Annotated in this window: 21 protein-coding genes; 12 read left to right on the forward strand and 9 right to left on the reverse strand. The window is 60.0% G+C overall.

Annotated features, from left to right (window positions below):
- Window position 1: 1 nt before the first annotated feature.
- From flgA to L901_RS23285, 9 genes are all read right to left on the reverse strand, one after another.
- Window positions 2–490, reverse strand: a complete 489-nt coding sequence (gene flgA, locus L901_RS23245) for a flagellar basal body P-ring formation chaperone FlgA (RefSeq protein WP_059760559.1) — start codon at window positions 488–490, stop codon at window positions 2–4.
- Window positions 491–510: 20 nt separating this feature from the next.
- Window positions 511–1,299: a flagellar basal-body rod protein FlgG gene (flgG, locus tag L901_RS23250; protein ID WP_004432499.1), complete on the reverse strand. Its 789-nt coding sequence runs from the start codon at window positions 1,297–1,299 to the stop codon at window positions 511–513.
- Window positions 1,300–1,317: 18 nt separating this feature from the next.
- Window positions 1,318–1,653: a flagellar hook-basal body complex protein FliE gene (locus L901_RS23255; RefSeq protein WP_020811276.1), complete on the reverse strand. Its 336-nt coding sequence runs from the start codon at window positions 1,651–1,653 to the stop codon at window positions 1,318–1,320.
- Window positions 1,650–2,069 (reverse strand): flagellar basal body rod protein FlgC, encoded by a 420-nt coding sequence (gene flgC / locus L901_RS23260; RefSeq protein WP_004432501.1) that lies wholly within the window; start codon window positions 2,067–2,069, stop codon window positions 1,650–1,652. Before flgC ends, L901_RS23255 begins: the two co-directional genes overlap by 4 nt.
- A gap of 3 nt (window positions 2,070–2,072) precedes the next feature.
- The gene (flgB, locus tag L901_RS23265; RefSeq protein WP_004432502.1) at window positions 2,073–2,465 is read right to left on the reverse strand and encodes a flagellar basal body rod protein FlgB; all 393 of its coding nucleotides are present in this window, start codon (window positions 2,463–2,465) and stop codon (window positions 2,073–2,075) included.
- Between the two features lie 171 nt (window positions 2,466–2,636).
- Window positions 2,637–3,161, reverse strand: a complete 525-nt coding sequence (locus L901_RS23270) for a hypothetical protein (protein WP_245289691.1) — start codon at window positions 3,159–3,161, stop codon at window positions 2,637–2,639.
- A gap of 42 nt (window positions 3,162–3,203) precedes the next feature.
- On the reverse strand, window positions 3,204–4,610 hold the full coding sequence (fliI, locus tag L901_RS23275; RefSeq protein WP_020811273.1) for a flagellar protein export ATPase FliI: 1,407 nt from the start codon (window positions 4,608–4,610) through the stop codon (window positions 3,204–3,206).
- Window positions 4,611–4,621: 11 nt separating this feature from the next.
- Window positions 4,622–5,356, reverse strand: coding sequence for a flagellar basal-body rod protein FlgF (gene flgF / locus L901_RS23280; protein ID WP_004432506.1), 735 nt, complete (start codon window positions 5,354–5,356; stop codon window positions 4,622–4,624).
- Window position 5,357: 1 nt separating this feature from the next.
- Window positions 5,358–6,137, reverse strand: a complete 780-nt coding sequence (locus L901_RS23285) for a DUF1217 domain-containing protein (RefSeq protein ID WP_004432508.1) — start codon at window positions 6,135–6,137, stop codon at window positions 5,358–5,360.
- 186 nt (window positions 6,138–6,323) lie between these two features.
- Here L901_RS23285 and motA point away from each other — a divergent pair, with 186 nt between their 5' ends.
- The 12 genes from motA to L901_RS23345 all read left to right on the forward strand — a co-directional run bounded on the left by motA (window position 6,324) and on the right by L901_RS23345 (window position 18,502).
- Complete coding sequence (gene motA / locus L901_RS23290; RefSeq protein WP_004432509.1) at window positions 6,324–7,196, forward strand: flagellar motor stator protein MotA; 873 nt, start codon at window positions 6,324–6,326, stop codon at window positions 7,194–7,196.
- On the forward strand, window positions 7,193–8,152 hold the full coding sequence (locus tag L901_RS23295; protein WP_035263931.1) for a FliM/FliN family flagellar motor switch protein: 960 nt from the start codon (window positions 7,193–7,195) through the stop codon (window positions 8,150–8,152). The genes motA and L901_RS23295 overlap by 4 nt, the downstream gene beginning before the upstream one ends.
- A gap of 64 nt (window positions 8,153–8,216) precedes the next feature.
- Window positions 8,217–8,756, forward strand: coding sequence for a flagellar motor switch protein FliN (gene fliN, locus L901_RS23300; RefSeq protein ID WP_035263929.1), 540 nt, complete (start codon window positions 8,217–8,219; stop codon window positions 8,754–8,756).
- A gap of 27 nt (window positions 8,757–8,783) precedes the next feature.
- Window positions 8,784–9,827: a flagellar motor switch protein FliG gene (gene fliG / locus L901_RS23305; RefSeq protein ID WP_020811423.1), complete on the forward strand. Its 1,044-nt coding sequence runs from the start codon at window positions 8,784–8,786 to the stop codon at window positions 9,825–9,827.
- A 128-nt stretch (window positions 9,828–9,955) separates the two neighbouring features.
- The gene (gene flhB / locus L901_RS23310; protein WP_004432517.1) at window positions 9,956–11,038 is read left to right on the forward strand and encodes a flagellar biosynthesis protein FlhB; all 1,083 of its coding nucleotides are present in this window, start codon (window positions 9,956–9,958) and stop codon (window positions 11,036–11,038) included.
- A gap of 5 nt (window positions 11,039–11,043) precedes the next feature.
- Window positions 11,044–11,481 carry a hypothetical protein gene (locus L901_RS23315; protein ID WP_004432518.1) on the forward strand — a complete coding sequence of 146 codons (438 nt, stop codon included), beginning with the start codon at window positions 11,044–11,046 and terminating at the stop codon, window positions 11,479–11,481.
- Between the two features lie 308 nt (window positions 11,482–11,789).
- Window positions 11,790–13,082 (forward strand): flagellin, encoded by a 1,293-nt coding sequence (locus L901_RS23320; RefSeq protein WP_059760562.1) that lies wholly within the window; start codon window positions 11,790–11,792, stop codon window positions 13,080–13,082.
- A 313-nt stretch (window positions 13,083–13,395) separates the two neighbouring features.
- On the forward strand, window positions 13,396–14,052 hold the full coding sequence (locus tag L901_RS23325) for a hypothetical protein (RefSeq protein WP_059760564.1): 657 nt from the start codon (window positions 13,396–13,398) through the stop codon (window positions 14,050–14,052).
- Entirely contained in the window at window positions 14,049–15,356 is a 1,308-nt protein-coding gene (locus tag L901_RS23330) for a MotB family protein (protein ID WP_059760566.1), read from the forward strand. Before L901_RS23325 ends, L901_RS23330 begins: the two co-directional genes overlap by 4 nt.
- Window positions 15,353–16,630, forward strand: a complete 1,278-nt coding sequence (gene motC / locus L901_RS23335; protein WP_059760567.1) for a chemotaxis protein MotC — start codon at window positions 15,353–15,355, stop codon at window positions 16,628–16,630. The genes L901_RS23330 and motC overlap by 4 nt, the downstream gene beginning before the upstream one ends.
- Window positions 16,627–17,988 (forward strand): flagellar hook-length control protein FliK, encoded by a 1,362-nt coding sequence (locus L901_RS23340; RefSeq protein WP_059760569.1) that lies wholly within the window; start codon window positions 16,627–16,629, stop codon window positions 17,986–17,988. The genes motC and L901_RS23340 overlap by 4 nt, the downstream gene beginning before the upstream one ends.
- On the forward strand, window positions 17,936–18,502 hold the full coding sequence (locus L901_RS23345; RefSeq protein WP_059760571.1) for a lytic transglycosylase domain-containing protein: 567 nt from the start codon (window positions 17,936–17,938) through the stop codon (window positions 18,500–18,502). The genes L901_RS23340 and L901_RS23345 overlap by 53 nt, the downstream gene beginning before the upstream one ends.
- The last annotated feature ends 5 nt before the right edge of the window (window positions 18,503–18,507 follow it).

Consider the following 18,507-nt stretch of genomic DNA (forward strand, 5'->3'; position numbering starts at 1 on the left):
CTCATTTCGCCATCACCTGAATGGTTCCGTCCTTCATGACCGTGCCGTTGACGATGACGCCGGAATCGATGTTGCGCACCCGCACGATTTCGCCGAGCGAGCCGTCGGTCATCGGCGTTCCCGAAGCCATCAGCGTCATATTGCCGATGGTGAAGACGAGTTTGACGCTGGTGCCGCGCACCACAAGCGAGGGTTCGCGAAGGGCGGCAACGGGGATCGTGCGTCCGGGAAGCAGGGTCTGCTTGGAGATCATGCCTTCCACTTCGCTGATATCGCTCGCATAACCCGAGGAAATATTGGGATTGGTCACTTCCACCGGCTTCACCTGTTCGGGCGTGATCGTCTCGCCCGGATAGATCGTGCGGGTGGGAACCAGCGCCATCGGCGCCTGGGCAAGAGCGGGCGTCAGGGCGCCCAGTGAAAAGGCAGACGCAAGGCATATACGGACGAGCGCCGTTCTGCTGCTGCTATGTTTCCGGCCAAACCTCATGTTCGCCTGCCTTTCCGTTCTTACTTCAGGTTCTTGCTGACAATCGAAGCCATTTCGTCAGCGGTGGTGATGACCTTGGAATTCATCTCGTAGGCGCGCTGCGCCGTGATCAGGTCGGTGATTTCCTTGACGGCGTCGACGTTCGAGCCTTCGAGATAGGACTGCTTGATGTAGCCGTAGCTCGGATCGTCAGGCACGCCGATCACCGCGTCGCCGGAGGCCGGCGTTTGAGCGAAGAGGTTGTCGCCGAGCGGCTTCAGGCCGGCTTCGTTGGCAAAGTTGGCGATGGTGAGCTGGCCGAGTTCGGTGAATTCCGTGGCATTGCCGATACGGGCGGTCACCTGTCCCGTGCGGGTAACGGTGATGTCCTGCGCATCGGTCGGGATATTGATGTTCGGAATGACGTTATAGCCATCGATCGTCACCAGATTGCCGTCGGCATTCTTGTTAAAGGCGCCGGCGCGGCTGTAGAGCGTCGAACCGTCCGCCGCCTCGATCTGGAACCAGCCCTGGCCGATGATCGCGACGTCCAGCTTGTTGCCGGTCTCGATCAGGTTGCCCTGGGTGTGGATGTTGCGCACGGCCGAAGTCTGCACGCCGAGGCCGATATTGGCGCCTTCCGGCACGATCGCCTGGTTGGCGCGGTTCGGCACGCCCTGCATGCGCTCGGTCTGGTAAAGAAGATCGGTGAACTCCGCACGCGCGCGCTTGTAACCGGTGGTGTTGATATTGGCGATGTTGTTGGCGATGACTTCCAGATTGGTCTGCTGGGCGTCCATACCGGTGGCAGCGATGGCAAGAGCTCTCATGTCAATATTCCTGCTGGGCTAGATCTGCATCTTGGTAATGTCGAGATAGGCCGACACGATCTTGTCTCGGAGCGCGATGGCGGTCTGCAGCGACTGTTCGGCCGAAAGCATGGCATCGACCACTTCACGCGTATTCGCCTTACCCTGAATGCCTTCGAAGGAAGCGACTTCCGCCTTCTTCAGATTGTTCATCGCATCCACCGAAATATTGCCGAGAACGCTGGCGAAGCTGGCGCCCGTCTGCTGGGCGGGCGTCGTCTGCTCGCTGCCGAAAACGCTTTCCGTCAGTGAGGAAATGCCGCTTGCGCCGCGGGTGAGCGAAAGGGAACTGACTTGCTTGATACCGTCGATCATTGCGATGCCTTCAGAAGGTCGATTGTGGAGGCGACGAGGTCGCGTGTCTGGCGGATGACCTGAAGATTGGCGTCGTAGCTGCGGTTTGCTTCGCGCATGTCAGCCATTTCGATCAGGATATTGACGTTCGGCATCTTCACCATGCCGTTGCTATCGGCGGCCGGGTTGCCGGGATCGTACTCGTTGACGAAATCGCCACGGTCGACGCCGAGCTTCTTCACCGTTACCCGCTCCACGCCGCTGACACGGTCGAGCTCGGAACCGAAAGTGATGGTCTTGCGGCGATAGGGGTCGGCGCCGGGGGTGTCGCCGGTTGATCTGGCGTTGGCGATATTTTCGGAGACGATGCGCAGTCGCGTGGACTGCACTTCCAGGCCGCTGCCGGCAATCTTGCTCGCCGCACTCAAGGGATCCATGGCTTACCTCTTAACCGTCATCAGCATCATGCGATGGAAGGATTTGACGAGATTGGCGTTCAGCTCGTACTGCCGCTTGATCTCGCCGGTCTTGGTCATTTCTTCCGCAAGCGCGACCGAATTGCCCGATTCCTGCATGCCGATCTCGTTATTGACCGGGTTGTCGCGCACCGCGATATTGTCGCTGAGGGTGCTCTCGCCGAAGTGGGCAGGGTTGGTCCTCGCCATGCCGACCTGCTGGCTGGTGGCCTGCATGACCGCTTCGAAAGGGCTGACATCCTTGGCGCGGAACTTGGGTGTGTTGGCGTTGGCGATGTTGGTCGCCACGACTTCCTGCCGCACGCTCAGCCATTCCGCTTGGCGGGATGCCAGATCGAACAGTTGAATCGGTTGCATAGACTTCTCCATCTCGTATGGCCCGAACCTACGGGGCTAATCTTGCGTCAGACTTGCGGGGAGGGGATAAGGCGCGGAACGGCGCAAGACGCGGATATGGATGCGGCCTACCCAAACAAAAAAAGGCGCGCCGGCAGATGCGGCGCGCCTTTCGAACCAGAGAAAAATCTTCTATTTTTCAGGGCGATAGGTTTTCCCGGAAGACGTCTCTATCAGCCATTCGCCGTTGCGCTGCTCGATCTTCGTCAGCAACGCATTGTCCGGCAGGGTAGAGCCGACCCTCACCATATACATGCCCGAACCGTCCTCGATCAGGGCGCGCCCGTTGGAAACATGCAGCAGACGGAAGGAGGTCTGGCCGGGGAAAGGCTGATCCTCGATCCCGGCTGCCAGATTGTTCTGTTTTTCCTTGCCGCCTGCGTTCACGGTCGCCGTCGTCAGCATGTCGGGCAGATCCGCCGGCGGCGGGGTGTCTTCCTTGTTGCGGTTGGTCATGGCCATCGGCGAAACGCTGAAGACCTCCCGCGGGCCGGTATGGGGCAGATCGCGGGTGCGGTCGCCGCCCGCCACCTTCATGCCGAATTTTTCTTCGTTGAAAAACACGTACCAGGGGAAAAAGGCTGCTGCAGCGGCAAGCCCGATGCCCGTCCATGCGAGAATACGGTCGGGCGTAAAGAAAACGGGCCTGGGAAGCACGTCTTCATCGTGGCTAGTGTCGTTCCGCTTCTTGTTCACGGGTCAGCCTCTCATTCTCGGGTTTACCTGGGGCTGGCCATTCTGTGCTCCCCCGCGCAATGCGGTCGCCAGATCGGCATAGGCATCCTGCGCCGCCGGTTCGCTCGGCAGCTGTTTCAGCGTTTCATAGATGATCGGGACCTGCTTCACCGCCATGTCGAGATCAGGATCGGTGCCGGGCCGATAACCGCCGATGAGGCGAAGATCGCGCGTTTCCTCGAAGCGATGCACCAGCGCCTTGAGGCGCGACACCAGCTTTTCCTGATCCGGTGTCCAGGCCTTCTTGGCGAGACGCGAGATCGAGGCGAGCGGATTGATCGGCGGGTAACGGCCTTCTTCGGCAAGGCTGCGGTCCAGCACGATATGGCCATCGAGAATACCGCGCGTCGAATCGGCAATCGGGTCGTTGTGATTGTCGCCATCCACCAGAATGGAGACGATGGCGGTGATGGTGCCGGTGCCTTCCGCGCCCGGTCCCGCCCGCTCGAGAAGGCGCGGCAGTTCGGTGAAGACCGAGGCGGGGTAGCCGCGCGCCACCGGCGGCTCGCCCGAAGCGACCGCCACTTCGCGGATCGCATGGGCAAAGCGCGTCACGCTGTCGATGATGAGAAGGACATTGTCGCCCTGATCGCGAAAATGTTCGGCGATGGTGACGGCGGAAAGCGGCGCCATCTTGCGCAGCATCGGGCTTTCATCGCTTGTCGCGACGACGGCGATGGACTTGCTCATATTCTCGCCCATCGTGTCTTCGATGAATTCGCGCACTTCTCGGCCGCGTTCGCCGACAAGCGCAATCACCACCTTGTCGAAGGCGTCTGCCTTGGCGAGCATCGACAGCAGCGTGGATTTGCCCACACCGGAACCGGCGAAAATGCCGAGGCGCTGGCCGAGGCAAAGCGGCGAGAAGATATCGATTGCCCGCACACCGGTTTTAAAGGGCGTCTCCACCCGCTTGCGCGTCATCGAGGGCGGCGCATTGTTGGAAATCGAACGGCGCTCGATGCCGGAAGCCAGCGGCCCCTGGCCGTCGATGGGTTCGCCGAGCGCATTGATGGTGCGTCCGCACCAGCTATCGTCGGGCGAGACGCGGAAGGCGCCCTTGCGAATGACGGTATCGTGTATGCCGATCGGCTCGCCGGGCTCGATGGGGCAGACATAGCAGATGTCCGGTTCCACACGCACCACTTCGCCGAGATGAATGCCGGTCGCGCTGCGATGGGCGACGAATTCTCCGAGCCGCACATGCCGCGACAGGCCGGAAACCGTATAGTGCCCGGCGGCGATGGTGCGGACATGGCCGCCATGCGCCACCGAAAACTCCGGATCGGCATAATGCCCGGCAAGGCTGGCGAGCTGTGCGAGCTTCGGTGAAATGGCATCAGCCGAGAGCATGGATTCCGGCATTGTCATTACTCAGTTCCTCAACGCGCGCCGCCAAGCGTCTTGATGCCTTCGCCGAAGGTCGATTCGGTATCGCGCATCAGCGAGGAGATGCTTTCAAAGGCGCGGTTGACCTGGATGAGCTGGGTCATCTGGGAGATGCCGTTGACGTTCGACTGTTCGAGATAGCCCTGAACGACGCCGACTTCATGATTGTTGACCACCGGAACCGGCTGGGCCACCGGCTTCACGCCGCTATTGGGATGACGCAAGAACCCTTGCGAGAAATCCGCTTGGAAGATGCCGAGGGTAGCGACGATGTTTTCGTTCTGCCGGATGGCGCCGTCGAGACCGACGGTGATCGGGCCGCCATTCGGATTGAGCTGGATCGGACCGCCGCCGGCATCGAGAACGGGATAACCGTTCGAGGAGATGAGCGCGCCGTCCGGACGCATGGTGAAGCGGCCGTCACGGGTCAGAATCTGGCCATCGGGCGTATCCAGTGAAAACCAGGCGTCGCCCTTGATGGCGAAATCGAAAGAATTGCCGGTCTGCTCGAAAGCGCCCTGGCGGGTGGAAAGATAGTCGTTGCCCTGCGAAACGAAGGCCACCCGGGCATTCATGTCATTGTGGTTCTTGGCGACCATTTCGTCGAATTTCACTTCGGAGCCGCGAAAGCCGACCGTGTTCACATTCGCCATATTGTCGGAAATGGTGGTGAGACGGCGCTCCAGCGCGATCTGCGAGGACAGGGCGACGTATAGTCCGGATTGCATATCATTTGCCTCCGAGTTTCAGGGAGTTGATGGAGATCAGCAGGTCGGGGGAAATGCCGTAGCCGCTGGAGGAGCCGAAAACGGCGAGAGGGTCATAGGTCGTCGAGGGGTTTTGCATTTCCCACATGATGGTGAAACGCTCGAGCAGCTTGCCGACCTTTTCGGGATCCTGCAGATCCTTGATATCGATGGTTTTTTCGATGAGCGCCGCCTGTTTGTCGACATCGGCGGCGGCAAACTCGTCGGGAAGGTTGTAGGCCGTGCGAAACACCTGCGCGAGCGCATCGTCCGCCAGAAAGTCGAGGCCGGATGTAATGGTTGACGCCTTGCGTTCGAAATAAAGGGCGAGCCGGACGCCGTTATTGTCGTCGCCCGCTTCCTGTTCCAGCGTCTGGCGGGTGTATTTGCCGATGACGCCCGATTTGGCGGCGTCGGTGGAGGTTGCCGCGGCCCCCAGGCCGGCAAAATCCAGCGACTTCGCAAAATCCGCATAGCGGCTGTCGGAAAGCTTGTTGGCGAAGGCGTCCTTGTCCGAGGTGCCTTCCGTCAGCACCTTGCGGATGAAGGCCTTCGCATAGGCCATATCCTCGAGCCCGTGGGCTTTCAGCGCGTAATTGTAAAGGCGCGTATCGGCCATGAAGTCGTCGATGGATTTCACATCGCCGATCTTCGCGCGGTAATATTCGGTCTCGCGCGCCACGTCGGGCTGCTCCGACACCCGCTCAAGCGATTTGCCGATATCCTGACTGATCAGTCTGTAGCTGGTGTAGGTGGAAGTCACTGAACCGCCGCTCTCGTTTGATCCCGATCTCAAGGCGCACGTCCGCCTTTGCCGGCATAGTGCCGTGGCTTGCTTGTGCGAAACTGGCTGGAGGCGGCAGCGCGGGAGAGGCTTTGCGGACAGGTTCACGCAAGCCACATTTTTTAGACATGGCGGCATGGAACACTGTTCGGGCGTGGTCGATCAATGAATATTGTAATTGGACTTATAATCACCTTCGGCTGCATCATCGGCGGCTATATGGCGATGGGCGGTCATCTGGACGTGCTGATTCAGCCGTTCGAATTGATGATCATCGGCGGCGCCGGTCTCGGCGGCTTCATCATGGCGAACCCCATGAAGGTCGTGAAGGACTCGGGCAAGGCGCTCGGCGAGGCCTTCAAGCATTCGGTCCCGAAGGAGCGAAACTATCTCGACGTGCTCGGCGTGCTTTATTCGCTGATGCGCGATCTGCGCACGAAATCGCGCAACGAGATCGAGGCCCATATCGACAATCCGGAAGAATCCTCGATCTTCCAGAGCGCGCCCTCGGTTCTGAAAAACAAGGAACTGACCTCGTTCATCTGTGACTACGTCCGCCTCATCATCATCGGCAACGCCCGCAGCCACGAAATCGAGGCGCTGATGGACGAGGAAATCGAGACCATCCTGAACGACAAGCTGAAACCTTACCACGCGATCACCACCATGGGCGATTCGTTCCCCGCCATCGGTATCGTCGCGGCGGTTCTCGGCGTCATCAAGGCCATGGGCAAGATCAACGAATCGCCGGAAGTGCTGGGCGGCCTGATCGGCGCCGCACTCGTCGGCACCATGCTCGGCATCATCCTGTCCTATTCGATCTGCAACCCGCTGGCGTCGCAGGTCAAGATCGTCCGCACCAAGCAGCACCGCCTCTACATCATCGTCAAGCAGACGCTGATCGCCTACATGAACGGCTCGGTGCCGCAGGTCGCGCTCGAATACGGCCGCAAGACCATCTCCAACTACGAGCGGCCGTCGATTGACGCCGTCGAGCAGGAGATGATGAACCCCGGCGGCGAAAACAAGGCGGCATGACGATGGCAAAAGCTGCAGCGCAACAAGCACCCGCCATCGACACCGCCCTTCTCGCAAAATTGACGGGAGGGCTGTCCGACCGCAAGACGATCGCCAAGATCGGTTCCGATATCGGCCATCTCTACAGCGAATTCCTGCCTGATATCTTCCACAGCGAGACCGGCATCGCGATCGACGTCGAATATGTCGGTTCCGAATCGGGACTGATGACCGACCTCATCGCCAATGTCGGACGCAATGTCGCGGTTGCCGATTGTTCCCTGCGCAACTGGTGCCCCAATTTCATGATGACGGTCGGCAACGGCTTCGTCATCGCGCTCATGGAGCGCATGCTGGGCGCGTCGCCGGACATGATCGGCGAACCGGACGAGCGCAGCCTGTCCCATATCGAGCTCGACCTCGCGGCCATGGTTCTCGGCCGCATCGCCGGTGTCCTGCGCTCCGGTGTCAACGCGCCGGGCGGTTTTGAGGCGGCCATCGATCCGCCCTTCAATTCCAACGGTAAAAGCGCCTTCGACGAGATGATCGCCGGCCTTTACGGCGTGACCATCCGCCTGAAGATCGATATCGGCAAGGTATCGTCGGAATTCTCGCTGATCGTGCCGCAGCGACCCCTGCTCAAGACCTCCATCGTTGCCCCCAAGGCTTCAGCCCAGGCGCTGAAGAAACAGGAGGAATGGATGGAGATGATTTCGGAGCAGGTGAAGCGATCGCAGGTCACGCTCGAGGCGCGCATCAAGCTCGAAACGCTGACGCTGCGGACGATCTCGAAGCTGGTGGCCGGCGACGTCATTCCGTTCCAGTCTCTGAAGCAGGACGATATCGGCGTCGAGGTCAGCGCCAACGGCTCCAAGCTCTACAATTGCGAATTCGGCAAGTCCGGCGACCGCTACATGGTTCGGGTGAAGAACAATGTCAGCACGGACGACGAGATCTTACGACATTTGATGGGTTAAAATCCTGCCCGGCCTTCGGGGATTTGGGCAGGCTGACGCAAGTTTCAAAGGGAATAATCAGCGCATGGCTACGAAGAAAACACCTGTGACCGATGATGCGGCGCTGCCGTCGTTTGAAGACGGCGGCGACCTCGACCAGGCTATCGGCGATCTGCGTGGCGTCCTCAAGACGGATGCGGAAGGTTCGCTCTCCGATTTCGGCGACTTCGGCGATTTCGGAAGCACGGACGAGGTTTCGACGGATACCGACCTTTCCGCTTTCGGTGGCGGAACGGCCGATTTCGGGATGGATGATTTTGCCGCCGCCCCGCAGGTTGCGGGCGTGAAGGCGCCGCTTGGCAGCGGATTGTCCGAAAACATGGAAATGATCATGGACATCCCGATCGATGTCCAGATCGTTCTCGGCACCAGCAGAATGCTCGTTTCGGGGCTGATGAGCCTTGAAGAAGGAGCGACGATCGCACTCGACCGCAAGATCGGCGAGCCGGTCGAAATCATGGTGAATGGCCGCCGTATTGCGCGCGGTGAAATAACGGTTCTGGAAGACGACGATACGCGCTTCGGCGTAAAATTGATTGAAGTACTGAGTACGCGAAAAGCCTGATCCCTGTGGGGACGGAGAGGAAAGACCATGATGGACTTCGAGGATTTCGGTAACCCCCTGGCAGGGAAACCGTTGTCTCAGGCCGACAAGGCGGCCGCGGTGCTTCTTGCCATGGGCAAGGGCGTCGCCGGCAAGCTGCTCAAATTTTTCACGCAGCACGAATTGCAGATGATCATTTCCTCGGCCCAGACCCTGCGCGTCATTCCTCCCGATGAGCTTGCCCAGATCGTAGCCGAGTTCGAGGACCTGTTCACCGAAGGAACGGGTCTGATGGACAATGCCAAGGCAATCGAGAGCATTCTCGAAGAGGGCCTCACCCCTGAAGAGGTGGACAGCCTTCTCGGCCGCCGCGCCGCCTTCCAGGCCTATGAAGCATCGATCTGGGACCGCCTGCAGGAAGCCGAGCCGGAATTCGTCGGCAAGTTCCTGCTGCGCGAACATCCGCAGACCATCGCTTATATTCTCTCCATGCTGCCCTCGTCCTTCGGTGCGAAGGTTCTCCTGACCATTCCGGAAGAGCAGCGCGCCGATATCATGAACCGCACCGTCAACATGAAGGAAGTCAGCCCCACGGCTGCCCAGATCATCGAGAAGCGTGTGGTCAACCTCATCAACGAAATCGAAGCCGAGCGCAATGCCGGCGGTTCCACGAAGGTTGCCGATCTGATGAACGAACTGGACAAGCCGCAGGTCGATACGCTGCTCAGCTCGCTCGAGACGCTCAGCAAGGAAGCCGCAAACAAGGTCAAGCCGAAGATCTTCCTCTTCGACGACCTCATGTTCATGCCGCAGCGCAGCCGCGTCCTGCTGCTCAACGATGTTTCGGCCGATGTTCTGACGATGGCGCTGCGCGGCGCCACGATGGAAATCAAGGAATGCGTGCTCTCCAGCATCAGCCCCCGCCAGCGCCGCATGATCGAATCGGATCTTGCGGTGCCGCAGGCCTCGATCAACACCCGCGAAGTGGCGATTGCACGCCGCGCCGTCGCGCAGGAAGCGATCCGGCTCGCCAATTCCGGCCAGATCCAGCTGAAGGAAGCCTCCGCGGAGGAACAACCGGCCGCGGCTTAAGCGGAAGCCGGTTGATAACCCGCCCTTACGGCGGAAGCGGCCATTGCGATGGCCGGTCACGGACGCTAGTTTCGGGGATGACGGCCTGCCGGGATCGGCGGGCCTTTTTTTGATCCCGGGGACGTGCCTTGGCAGACGATCAGGACAAGGACAGTAAAACAGAAGCCCCGACGGAGAAAAAACTCCGCGATGCGGCGGAAAAGGGCAATCTTCCCTTTTCCCGCGAAGTGCCGATCTTTGCCTCGTCGCTTGCCTTTTATTGTTACCTGGTCTTCTTCCTGCCCGATGGCGCCGGTCGTCTTGGCGTCACATTGAAGGACCTGTTCGGCCAGCCCGAACAGTGGGACCTCAGCACCCGGCCGGATGCCCTGTCGCTATTGTATTTTCTCGGCACCTCGATGGCCTATCTGCTCATGCCGGCGATGATCATGTTCATCGTCTTCGGGCTGGCCTCGTCGTTTTTCCAGAACCTGCCGTCGCCGGTGCTTGAGCGGGTGCGTCCGCAATGGTCGCGCGTCTCGCCGGCGAAGGGCTTCACGCGCATCTACAGCAAGCAGGGTTTCGTTGAATTCGGCAAATCCGTATTCAAGATCATGATTGTCTCGGTCATCATGTTCCTTGCTTTGCGTGGCGACTTTTACAGCCTCATCGATCTGATGTTCTCCGATCCGCAGGTGATTTTCGTTCGCGTCGTCGAGATCGTCAAAAAGATGATGGTCGTGATTCTGCTTTCGACCGCGCTGCTTGCCGCCGTCGACGTTTTGTGGACGCGCCATCACTGGTTCAGCCAGCTGAAAATGACGAAGCATGAGGTGAAGGAAGAATACAAGCAGTCGCAGGGCGACCCCGTGGTCAAATCGCGCCAGCGCTCCATCGCCCGCGACCGCGCGCGCCGCCGCATGATCAACAATGTGCCGCGCGCCACACTCGTCATCGCCAACCCGACACACTTTGCGGTGGCGCTGCGTTATGTTCGCGAAGAAGGCGACGCACCTGTTGTCGTCGCCAAGGGTCAGGACCTTATCGCATTGAAAATCCGCGAGATTGCGGAAGAAAACAATATCCCCGTTTTTGAAGACCCGCCGCTTGCACGCTCCATGTTTGCGCAAGTCTCGGTAGATAGTGTGATTCCACCAGTCTTTTACAAGGCTGTGGCTGAGCTCGTTCACCGGGTTTACGCCATGAAGTCATCGAAAATACGGGTTCAATAAAACCAATGAAAAAATCCGCCTATTCCGAACAGCGGGAAATGATCGTCGCAGAGGCGATCAACCCGATCGCCACCGAACTTCGATTGTTAGACCCGGCAGACCTGATTTCGCTGCTTAGATTCGAGTGCTACGGCAGTATCGCCGACCTCGTTTCATCGGCTGCGGAGCTTTATTATCATCCCGGTACGATCAATTTCGGCGCCGGCGGCGAATATAAGCTCGAATGGGAAGGCGCGCCGGAGATCGTCCTCGATCTCGAACTGAAGCCGAAGGGCGCCACGGTCTATGCGCGATTGACGCTCGCCAACGAACATGCGGCGATCGAGATCAATCACGTCTCGTTTCAGAACCCTTCCGAAAATCCGGACGAGAACACCGAGTTTCTTCGTCAAAGCCTGACGGCTGCCCGATTCGTGCCCACCCGTCAGGGCGAAGCGGCTTAACCGGATCACCCGCTCCCTATTTCCGTCATGTCCGTTGCGCGCGCCGAAATCGCGGGCGCAACGGCCTCGTTCCGGTGCGTTTTAACCCGAGCTTGCCTGAAGCCTGCCGGTTTATGCGAAACCCGGCTGCGAAAGCGAGGAACGCCTTGCAAATCAGTCTCGTTGTTTGTTACCTATCGCATTAACGATTTGTTAACGAACGGCAGGTCGCGGTGGTCGGTTCAGACCATTGCCGATGCGCATGATGCCCCTGCTCGTTGTCGGCACAGCGCCGGATTTTTTCTTAAATTTTGAGTTGGGTGGACCCCATGACCAGCATTTTGACCAATGCGGCGGCAATGGCCGCGCTGCAAACCCTGCGGATGATCGACAAGAATCTGGAAACGACGCAGGCGCGCGTGTCCTCCGGCTATCGTGTCGAGACTGCGGCGGACAACGCGGCCTACTGGTCCATTGCAACGACGATGCGCTCCGACAATAATGCGCTTTCGGCCGTGCAGGATGCTTTGGGTTTGGGTGCGGCCAAGGTCGATACCGCCTATGACGCGCTTGAAAGCACGATCGAGGTCGTCAAGCAGATCAAGGCCAAGCTCGTCGCCGCCTATGGCGTGGGCGCCGACCGCAGCAAGATTCAGGATGAAATCAAGCAGCTTCAGGAACAGCTGAAAAGCATCTCCGAATCGGCTTCCTTCTCGGGTGAAAACTGGCTGCAGGCCAGTATCAGCAACGGTGGCACGCCGCCGGTTGAAGAATCGATCACCAAAAAGGTCGTTGCATCCTTCACCCGCACAGGCTCGGGCAATGTCGGGGTCACCACCGTTGACTACACGCTCGACAGCAGCACCGTGCTTTTCGACCTCAGTGGCGGAAAGCTCGGTATTCTCGACAAAAACGCCGTTTTCGTCAGCAAGACGGAATATGAAGTCACCCAGACGTCAACGACCGCCGGCACGGCGACGGAGGCGGGTTATGTCGTACCGAAGCTCACCGATGCAGAAATCGGCGCGCTGAATGCCGCGACGACGGATACGAATACGGATCCGAATGTCTACAGCGACGGCACCGCCAATTATCTCCGCCTTGCCGAAAATGTATGGGTCAAGGTGACGGGGACGGATCCGTCGAGCGGCGGCACCACCGTTTCTCCCGCCTATCGCGACACCAGCAGCAACGACTGGTTTTACGATATCAGCAGCGGAGCGGCTTCCGCCGATCGTTCCCTCGGCTTTTCCGTCTCCACCCTCGATCTCGGCAATCTCGATATCGTTGCCGCAGCCATGGGCGGTTTTGCCGGCGGCGGAACGACCTATACCGACGCAGACGCCATCGACATGATGATGTCCTTCGTCGACGGGCAGCTTGAGGCGATGACCAGCACGGCTTCCAGCCTGGGTTCGCTGCAGAGCCGCATCAGCATGCAGGATAACTTCGTTTCCAGCCTGATGGATGTGATCGACAAGGGCATCGGCCGTCTCGTCGATGCCGACATGAACGAGGAATCGACCAGGCTGAAGGCGCTGCAGACGCAGCAGCAGCTCGGCATCCAGGCGCTCTCCATCGCCAACGCCAATGCGGAAAATATCCTCCAGCTCTTCAAGTAACGGGCCTGGCCGGCGTGGGTGCGCGGGGATGAATGGGCGCAGGCTTCCTGATCGAGCCCGCCTTCATCCTCGCACAAGTTTGAACACCTAACGTCGGGTCAATATGGGGCGGATCGCATGGCGTGATCCGGCCGGGAAACGTGGAAGAGACGGGCAGGGTAGCAAGGATGACGGTGGTGCCGCCAAACGGCTTAGAGCATTTCCAGGAAAAGTGGACCCCGGTTTTCCGTCCGGAAATGCGGCGAGGCTTTTGCGATTCGCGCGGGCAACGAAACATGTCTGGCCCCTTTCTCCTGTTTTGCCGGGGGCAGGCATGAGCGCGTCCATTGCACGGTTTCTCAAGGACTTCGGTGAAGCGCAACCGCAACCGGCGGCGCAGGCCTTCGGCGACCCGTTGGCCGACACAGATTTCCTGTCCGGTTTTGCCGACGGCGCTTCCGGTTTCGACGAATTTGCTCCCGTCGATGTGGAGAGCGAGAAACAGGCGGCCTATGACCGCGGCCGCGAAGATGCTACCCGCGAGATCACCGAGAAGATGCAGGCGGAGCGGGAAGAGCTGATCGCTGCCCATGCGGCCGAGCTGGAGGCCATGCGTTCGGGACACCTCGAAGAAATCGCGGCTACCCTGTCCCATGGTCTGCGCGAGGGTATCGACGCGATTGCGGCCAATCTCAGCGAACAGACCGCCAATATCCTTGCTCCGCTCCTGACGGAAAAACTGTCGCTCAAGGCGGTCTCGGCGCTGGCGGATGTGGTGCGTAGCGCCATGCCGGATGGCGAAGGGATCACGCTTGTCGTGAAAGGCCCGAAAGATTTGTTCGAGCGGCTGAAGACGCAGCCGGGCTTTGAAGAAGAAACGATGAAATTTACCGAGACCACCGATATCGATCTTTCCGTCGAGTTGGGTGAAAGCGTGTTCGTGACGCGCATGTCCGCCTGGGCGTCCAGTCTTCGCAAGGTGATGAAATGAGTGAAGGCGAAAATCACCACCACGGTAAAAACGAGATCATCATCGTCAAGCGCCACAAGGGCGGTCATGACGGCGCCCATGGCGGTGCGTGGAAAATCGCCTATGCCGACTTCATGACGGCGATGATGGCGTTCTTCCTCGTCATGTGGCTGGTCAATGCCGCCAATGAGGAAACCAAGGCCTCGGTCGCCAGCTATTTCAATCCGATCAAGCTGTCCGATGAGAAACCCTCGTCCAAGGGGCTGGAAAAGCCGGTGGACAAGGAAGAGGGCGTCCAGAAGAAGGACCAGTCCAACATCCAGGCGGAAAAGGTCACCAAAGGCTCGGCCGCGGCGACGGGCGAAGACCTGACCTCGCAGACCGGTGAGCAGTCGAACTTCTCCGAAGCGGACTTTTTCGAAAATCCCTATTCCGTGCTGGCGGAAATCGCCCAACAGGTGGGCCAGCAGGCCAATGTCAGCGCCAAGGGCGAGGGTGGCGCTGCCGATTCCGGCCCGGCGACGGGCGCTAGCGGCGGTGAAGCCTATCGCGATCCGTTCGATCCCGATTTCTGGACCCAGCAGGTGAAAATCACCCGCGCCGATCAGCCGCAGAAACCGGTTGAACAGCAGCAACTCGCCGAGAGCAAACAGGAGGATGCGGCCGAAAACGCTCAGGCGGTCGCGCTCAAGGCGTCCGAGACACCGGCCGACAAGGCGGAAGACGGCAAACCGATGGAAGTCGCCGCCGTTGTACCGCAGCAGCGCCCGGATGCGGCCGAGCAGGCTGCGCTCGCGCAGCCAAAGCCGGATGAGCCGCGCCAGGCGAGCGATGCAGAGCAAAAGGCCAGCGACGCAGACTGGGAAAAGGCCGACACGCTGCGCGAGGAGATCGAGAAGCAGATATCGGGCATTACCGGCAAGCTTTCCGAAGGTCTGGTGGTGACGCCGGCCGAAGGCGGATTGCTGCTCACCATTTCCGACCAGACGGAAACGCCGATGTTCAATATCGGATCGGCCGTTCCCCGGCGTGAAATGGTTCTGGCCATGGAGAAAATCGGCAAACTGCTTCAGGAGCGCGGTGGCAGCGTTGTGATACGCGGCCATACCGACGGACGGCAGTTCAAGGGCGAGGCCAATGACAACTGGCGGCTTTCCATGGATCGCGCTCACAGCGCCTATTACATGCTGGTGCGCGGCGGCCTGTCGGAAGAGCGGGTAAAGCAGGTCTCGGGTTTTGCGGACCGCAGATTGCAGGTGCCGGCGGACCCTCTGGCGGACGCCAACCGCCGCATCGAAATTCTGCTTGAGGCCGATCGGGGGTGAGTGTGACGAAAACCTCGAAACGCTGGCTTCTTCTTGCGGCGACGCTTTGCGGTCTCGGCTTCGAGTCGGGCCGGGCGTTTTCGCAGTCGCAAGACAATCTCATGCCCTATTCCATGCTGCGCTCCCTGCAATTCGTGCAGGATTCGGTCGCCATGGGCGACCATTCCGCTTCGGAAATGCAGCGATTTCTACTCCAGACCATCGATGAGCGGCTGAAGAGCGCGCCTTCGGCGATCTTCAAGGATCCGCGCAATGTCGATGCGGCGCTTATCTATGCGATGAGCGGCGGCAATCCGGCCACGCTGGAACTGCTGGTCGCGCGCGATGTGGATGGCAATTTCGACAGCCGCGTTGCCGATATCCTGCGCAAATACCTCTCCGGCAAGGGAACGCTTGTCGCGCAGAGTATTGCGGCCATGGTGCCGGAATATCGCGGCAAGCGGATTGGCGCTTATCTGGCGCTGATCGGCGGCAATGTGACGATCCCGCGCGATCCGTTGGCGGCGCTTGGTTTTTACGATATCGCCCGGCTCGAAGCGCCGGGCACCATCGTCGAGGAGGCGGCATTGCGCCGTTCGCTCGCCATCGCGGTCGAGGACGGCGATGCGGCACGCGGCGTCGATTATGCGCAGCGTTATGCGCGGCGGTTCCTGCATTCGCCCTATGCCAGCCAGTTTGCGGACCTTCTGGTCTCGCTGGTGGTCAAGCGCGCCGATTCCATCGGGGAGGAGGCGATACAGGAAACCTTCGCCATGATGGATACAGAGAGGCAGAAGGAAGCCTATCTGCGGCTTTCCCGCCTCGCGGCGATCAGCGGCAAGGATTCGCTGGCGCGCATGGCGGCTTTGAAGGCGAAGGCGCTGTCTCCTGCGCTGCCGGGTGAGCCGGAAGTACAGGCAAATCTCTATGAAAGCCTTTCCAACATCGGCACGCCCGATGTGGTGAGCGCAATCGAGACAATAGGGCAGATTCCCGAAGCGCAGCTTTCGGATCGGGACAGAGCCTTGCGGGAGGCGGCAAGGGCGATTGCCGAGCAGGTGGTTCGTCCTCCTTCCCCGCAGTCCGGCGTCGAGGCCGACACTGCGGCCACGAAGGACACCGGGCGGAATGCGCCCGAACACGAAGCGAACGCTGCCGATGCAAGGAGCATATGGCGGGTCGAAACCCAGAAGGCTGACGACGAGGGCGACAACGTGCGGCAACTCGTGACGAGCGGTCGCAGCAAGCTCGATGAAATCGACAGCCTGTTGAAGAAAGGCGAGGGGGCACCATGATCGACGCAACCATCAACGCGATAATGAATGCGCCGCCATCCGATCCGCGCGCCGGCAGCGCCAGCGTCAGGGACGACGCCAAGGGCGGCAGTTTCGGCGATGCCCTTTCCACCGTTCGGGACGAGCGCCCGCCGCAGGCGCTGCATTCGCGGCATCAGCAGGACGAGAACCCGGCTGAAGAACAGCAGGCGCAGCCCGATGGCGAGGCGGAAAAGATGGATGTCCCGGTCAAGCGGCCCGCAACATTCCTCAATGTGATCGTCAACGAGCATGCCGGCGAAGGTCGTGCCCAGGAGACGGTGGCCGAGTTTCAGAGCGCGGTGAAAACGGCCCGCACAACGCCGGAAAACGGCAAGACCGGCAAAAAGCTCAAGGACGACGCCGACAAGGACGCCGAGGTGACGGATGATACGATCGATCCGAAGCTGGCGGAACTGCAGCTGGTGACGGCCAATGCTGCCGATATGGCGGCGGCCAAGACACCGCTTGAGGAAATTGCACAGGCGATTGCCGGCAAGGCCGACACGGTGAAATCAGACCGTGCTGAACCTGTCCGGGGCAAGGTCGAGCATTCGGTCAAGGACATGCCGACAGGGATCGCACCGGCCGGTAATGAGGCGGGCTCGGCTTCGGAAAACGAGGGCGATGCCTCGGCATTCCGTTTTTCGTCTCCGCGCTCAGGCGTGGCCCGGGCTCTGGATATGAGCACCGTTCAGCGTGAAGGCCGTGTCGAGTTCGATGCACGCGAAAGCACCGGCAAGGCGGCCGACACCATAACGGTTCTCGATTCTCGGCGGTTCATCGGCCTGGCGCCCTCGACCAACGCTTCGGCCCTGACCGGCCTGATCGTCAACGATCCGGAATGGGTGAGCGCCATGCAGCCCGGTTCGTCGCTCTCCAATGCGGCCGCCCAGAGCAGCACCGGCAAGGTCGTCCATACGCTGAAGCTGCACATGACGCCGATCGAGCTTGGATCGGTGACAATGTCGCTGCGTCTTGCCGGTGACGAGCTTGCCGTTCACATGACGGTGGAGAGTGTTGCGGCCTATAAAAAGCTCCAGGAAGACAGCAAGAGCATCCTCGATGGTCTCAAAGCGCAGGGTCTGACGGTCGATAACATCACCATCAGCATCGCTTCTTCCGACAAGAGTGACCAAACGGGCACACAAGGCAACAATCAGCAAAATCAGCAGGCGCAGCAGCAGGGCCAGCAGGCCGCCGCCGGGCGCAACCGTGACGAGTCCGGAGCACGGGGCGACCGGCAAGGCAATGGCGATAATTTGGGGGTGCATAATGAAGGGATGGATGGCTTTTCTGGCTCTGCCCGCTCTTCTGCTGACAATGGCGTCTACCTCTGAGAACGCGTCCGCTTCGGCAACGTCAGGTGTCTGTGAAAGAGAGATCCAGTCGGCGGCCCGCAAATATGGCGTGCCGGAGGGAATTCTCTATTCGGTGGGGCTGACCGAAACGGGCCGCAAGGGGCGTCTCGACCCCAACGCCATGAATATCGAGGGAAAACCGGTATTTGCCTCCTCCACAGAGGAGGCTTTGACCACTTTTGAGGCGGCGAAGCGCAACGGCGCCAAGCTGATCGACCTCGGATGCATGCAGATAAATCATTATTTCCATGGCGAAAACTTCGCATCCGCGCGGGAAATGTTCGATCCGCGCCGCAATGTGGAATATGCCGCCATGTTTTTGCGCAACCTTCACAACAGGCATGAAACCTGGACCATGGCGGTCGCCCGCTATCATGCCGGCCCCAACAATGACCCGGCGCAGAAGAAATATGTCTGCCGTGTCATCGCCAATCTGGTGGCGACGGGCTACGGGAAATGGACCGCCAACGCGAAAAATTTCTGCGACGGTTGACAACC

Origin of the sequence: Agrobacterium sp. D14 (genome assembly GCF_001526505.1) — a bacterium.
GTDB classification, from domain to species: Bacteria; Pseudomonadota; Alphaproteobacteria; order Rhizobiales; family Rhizobiaceae; genus Agrobacterium; species Agrobacterium leguminum.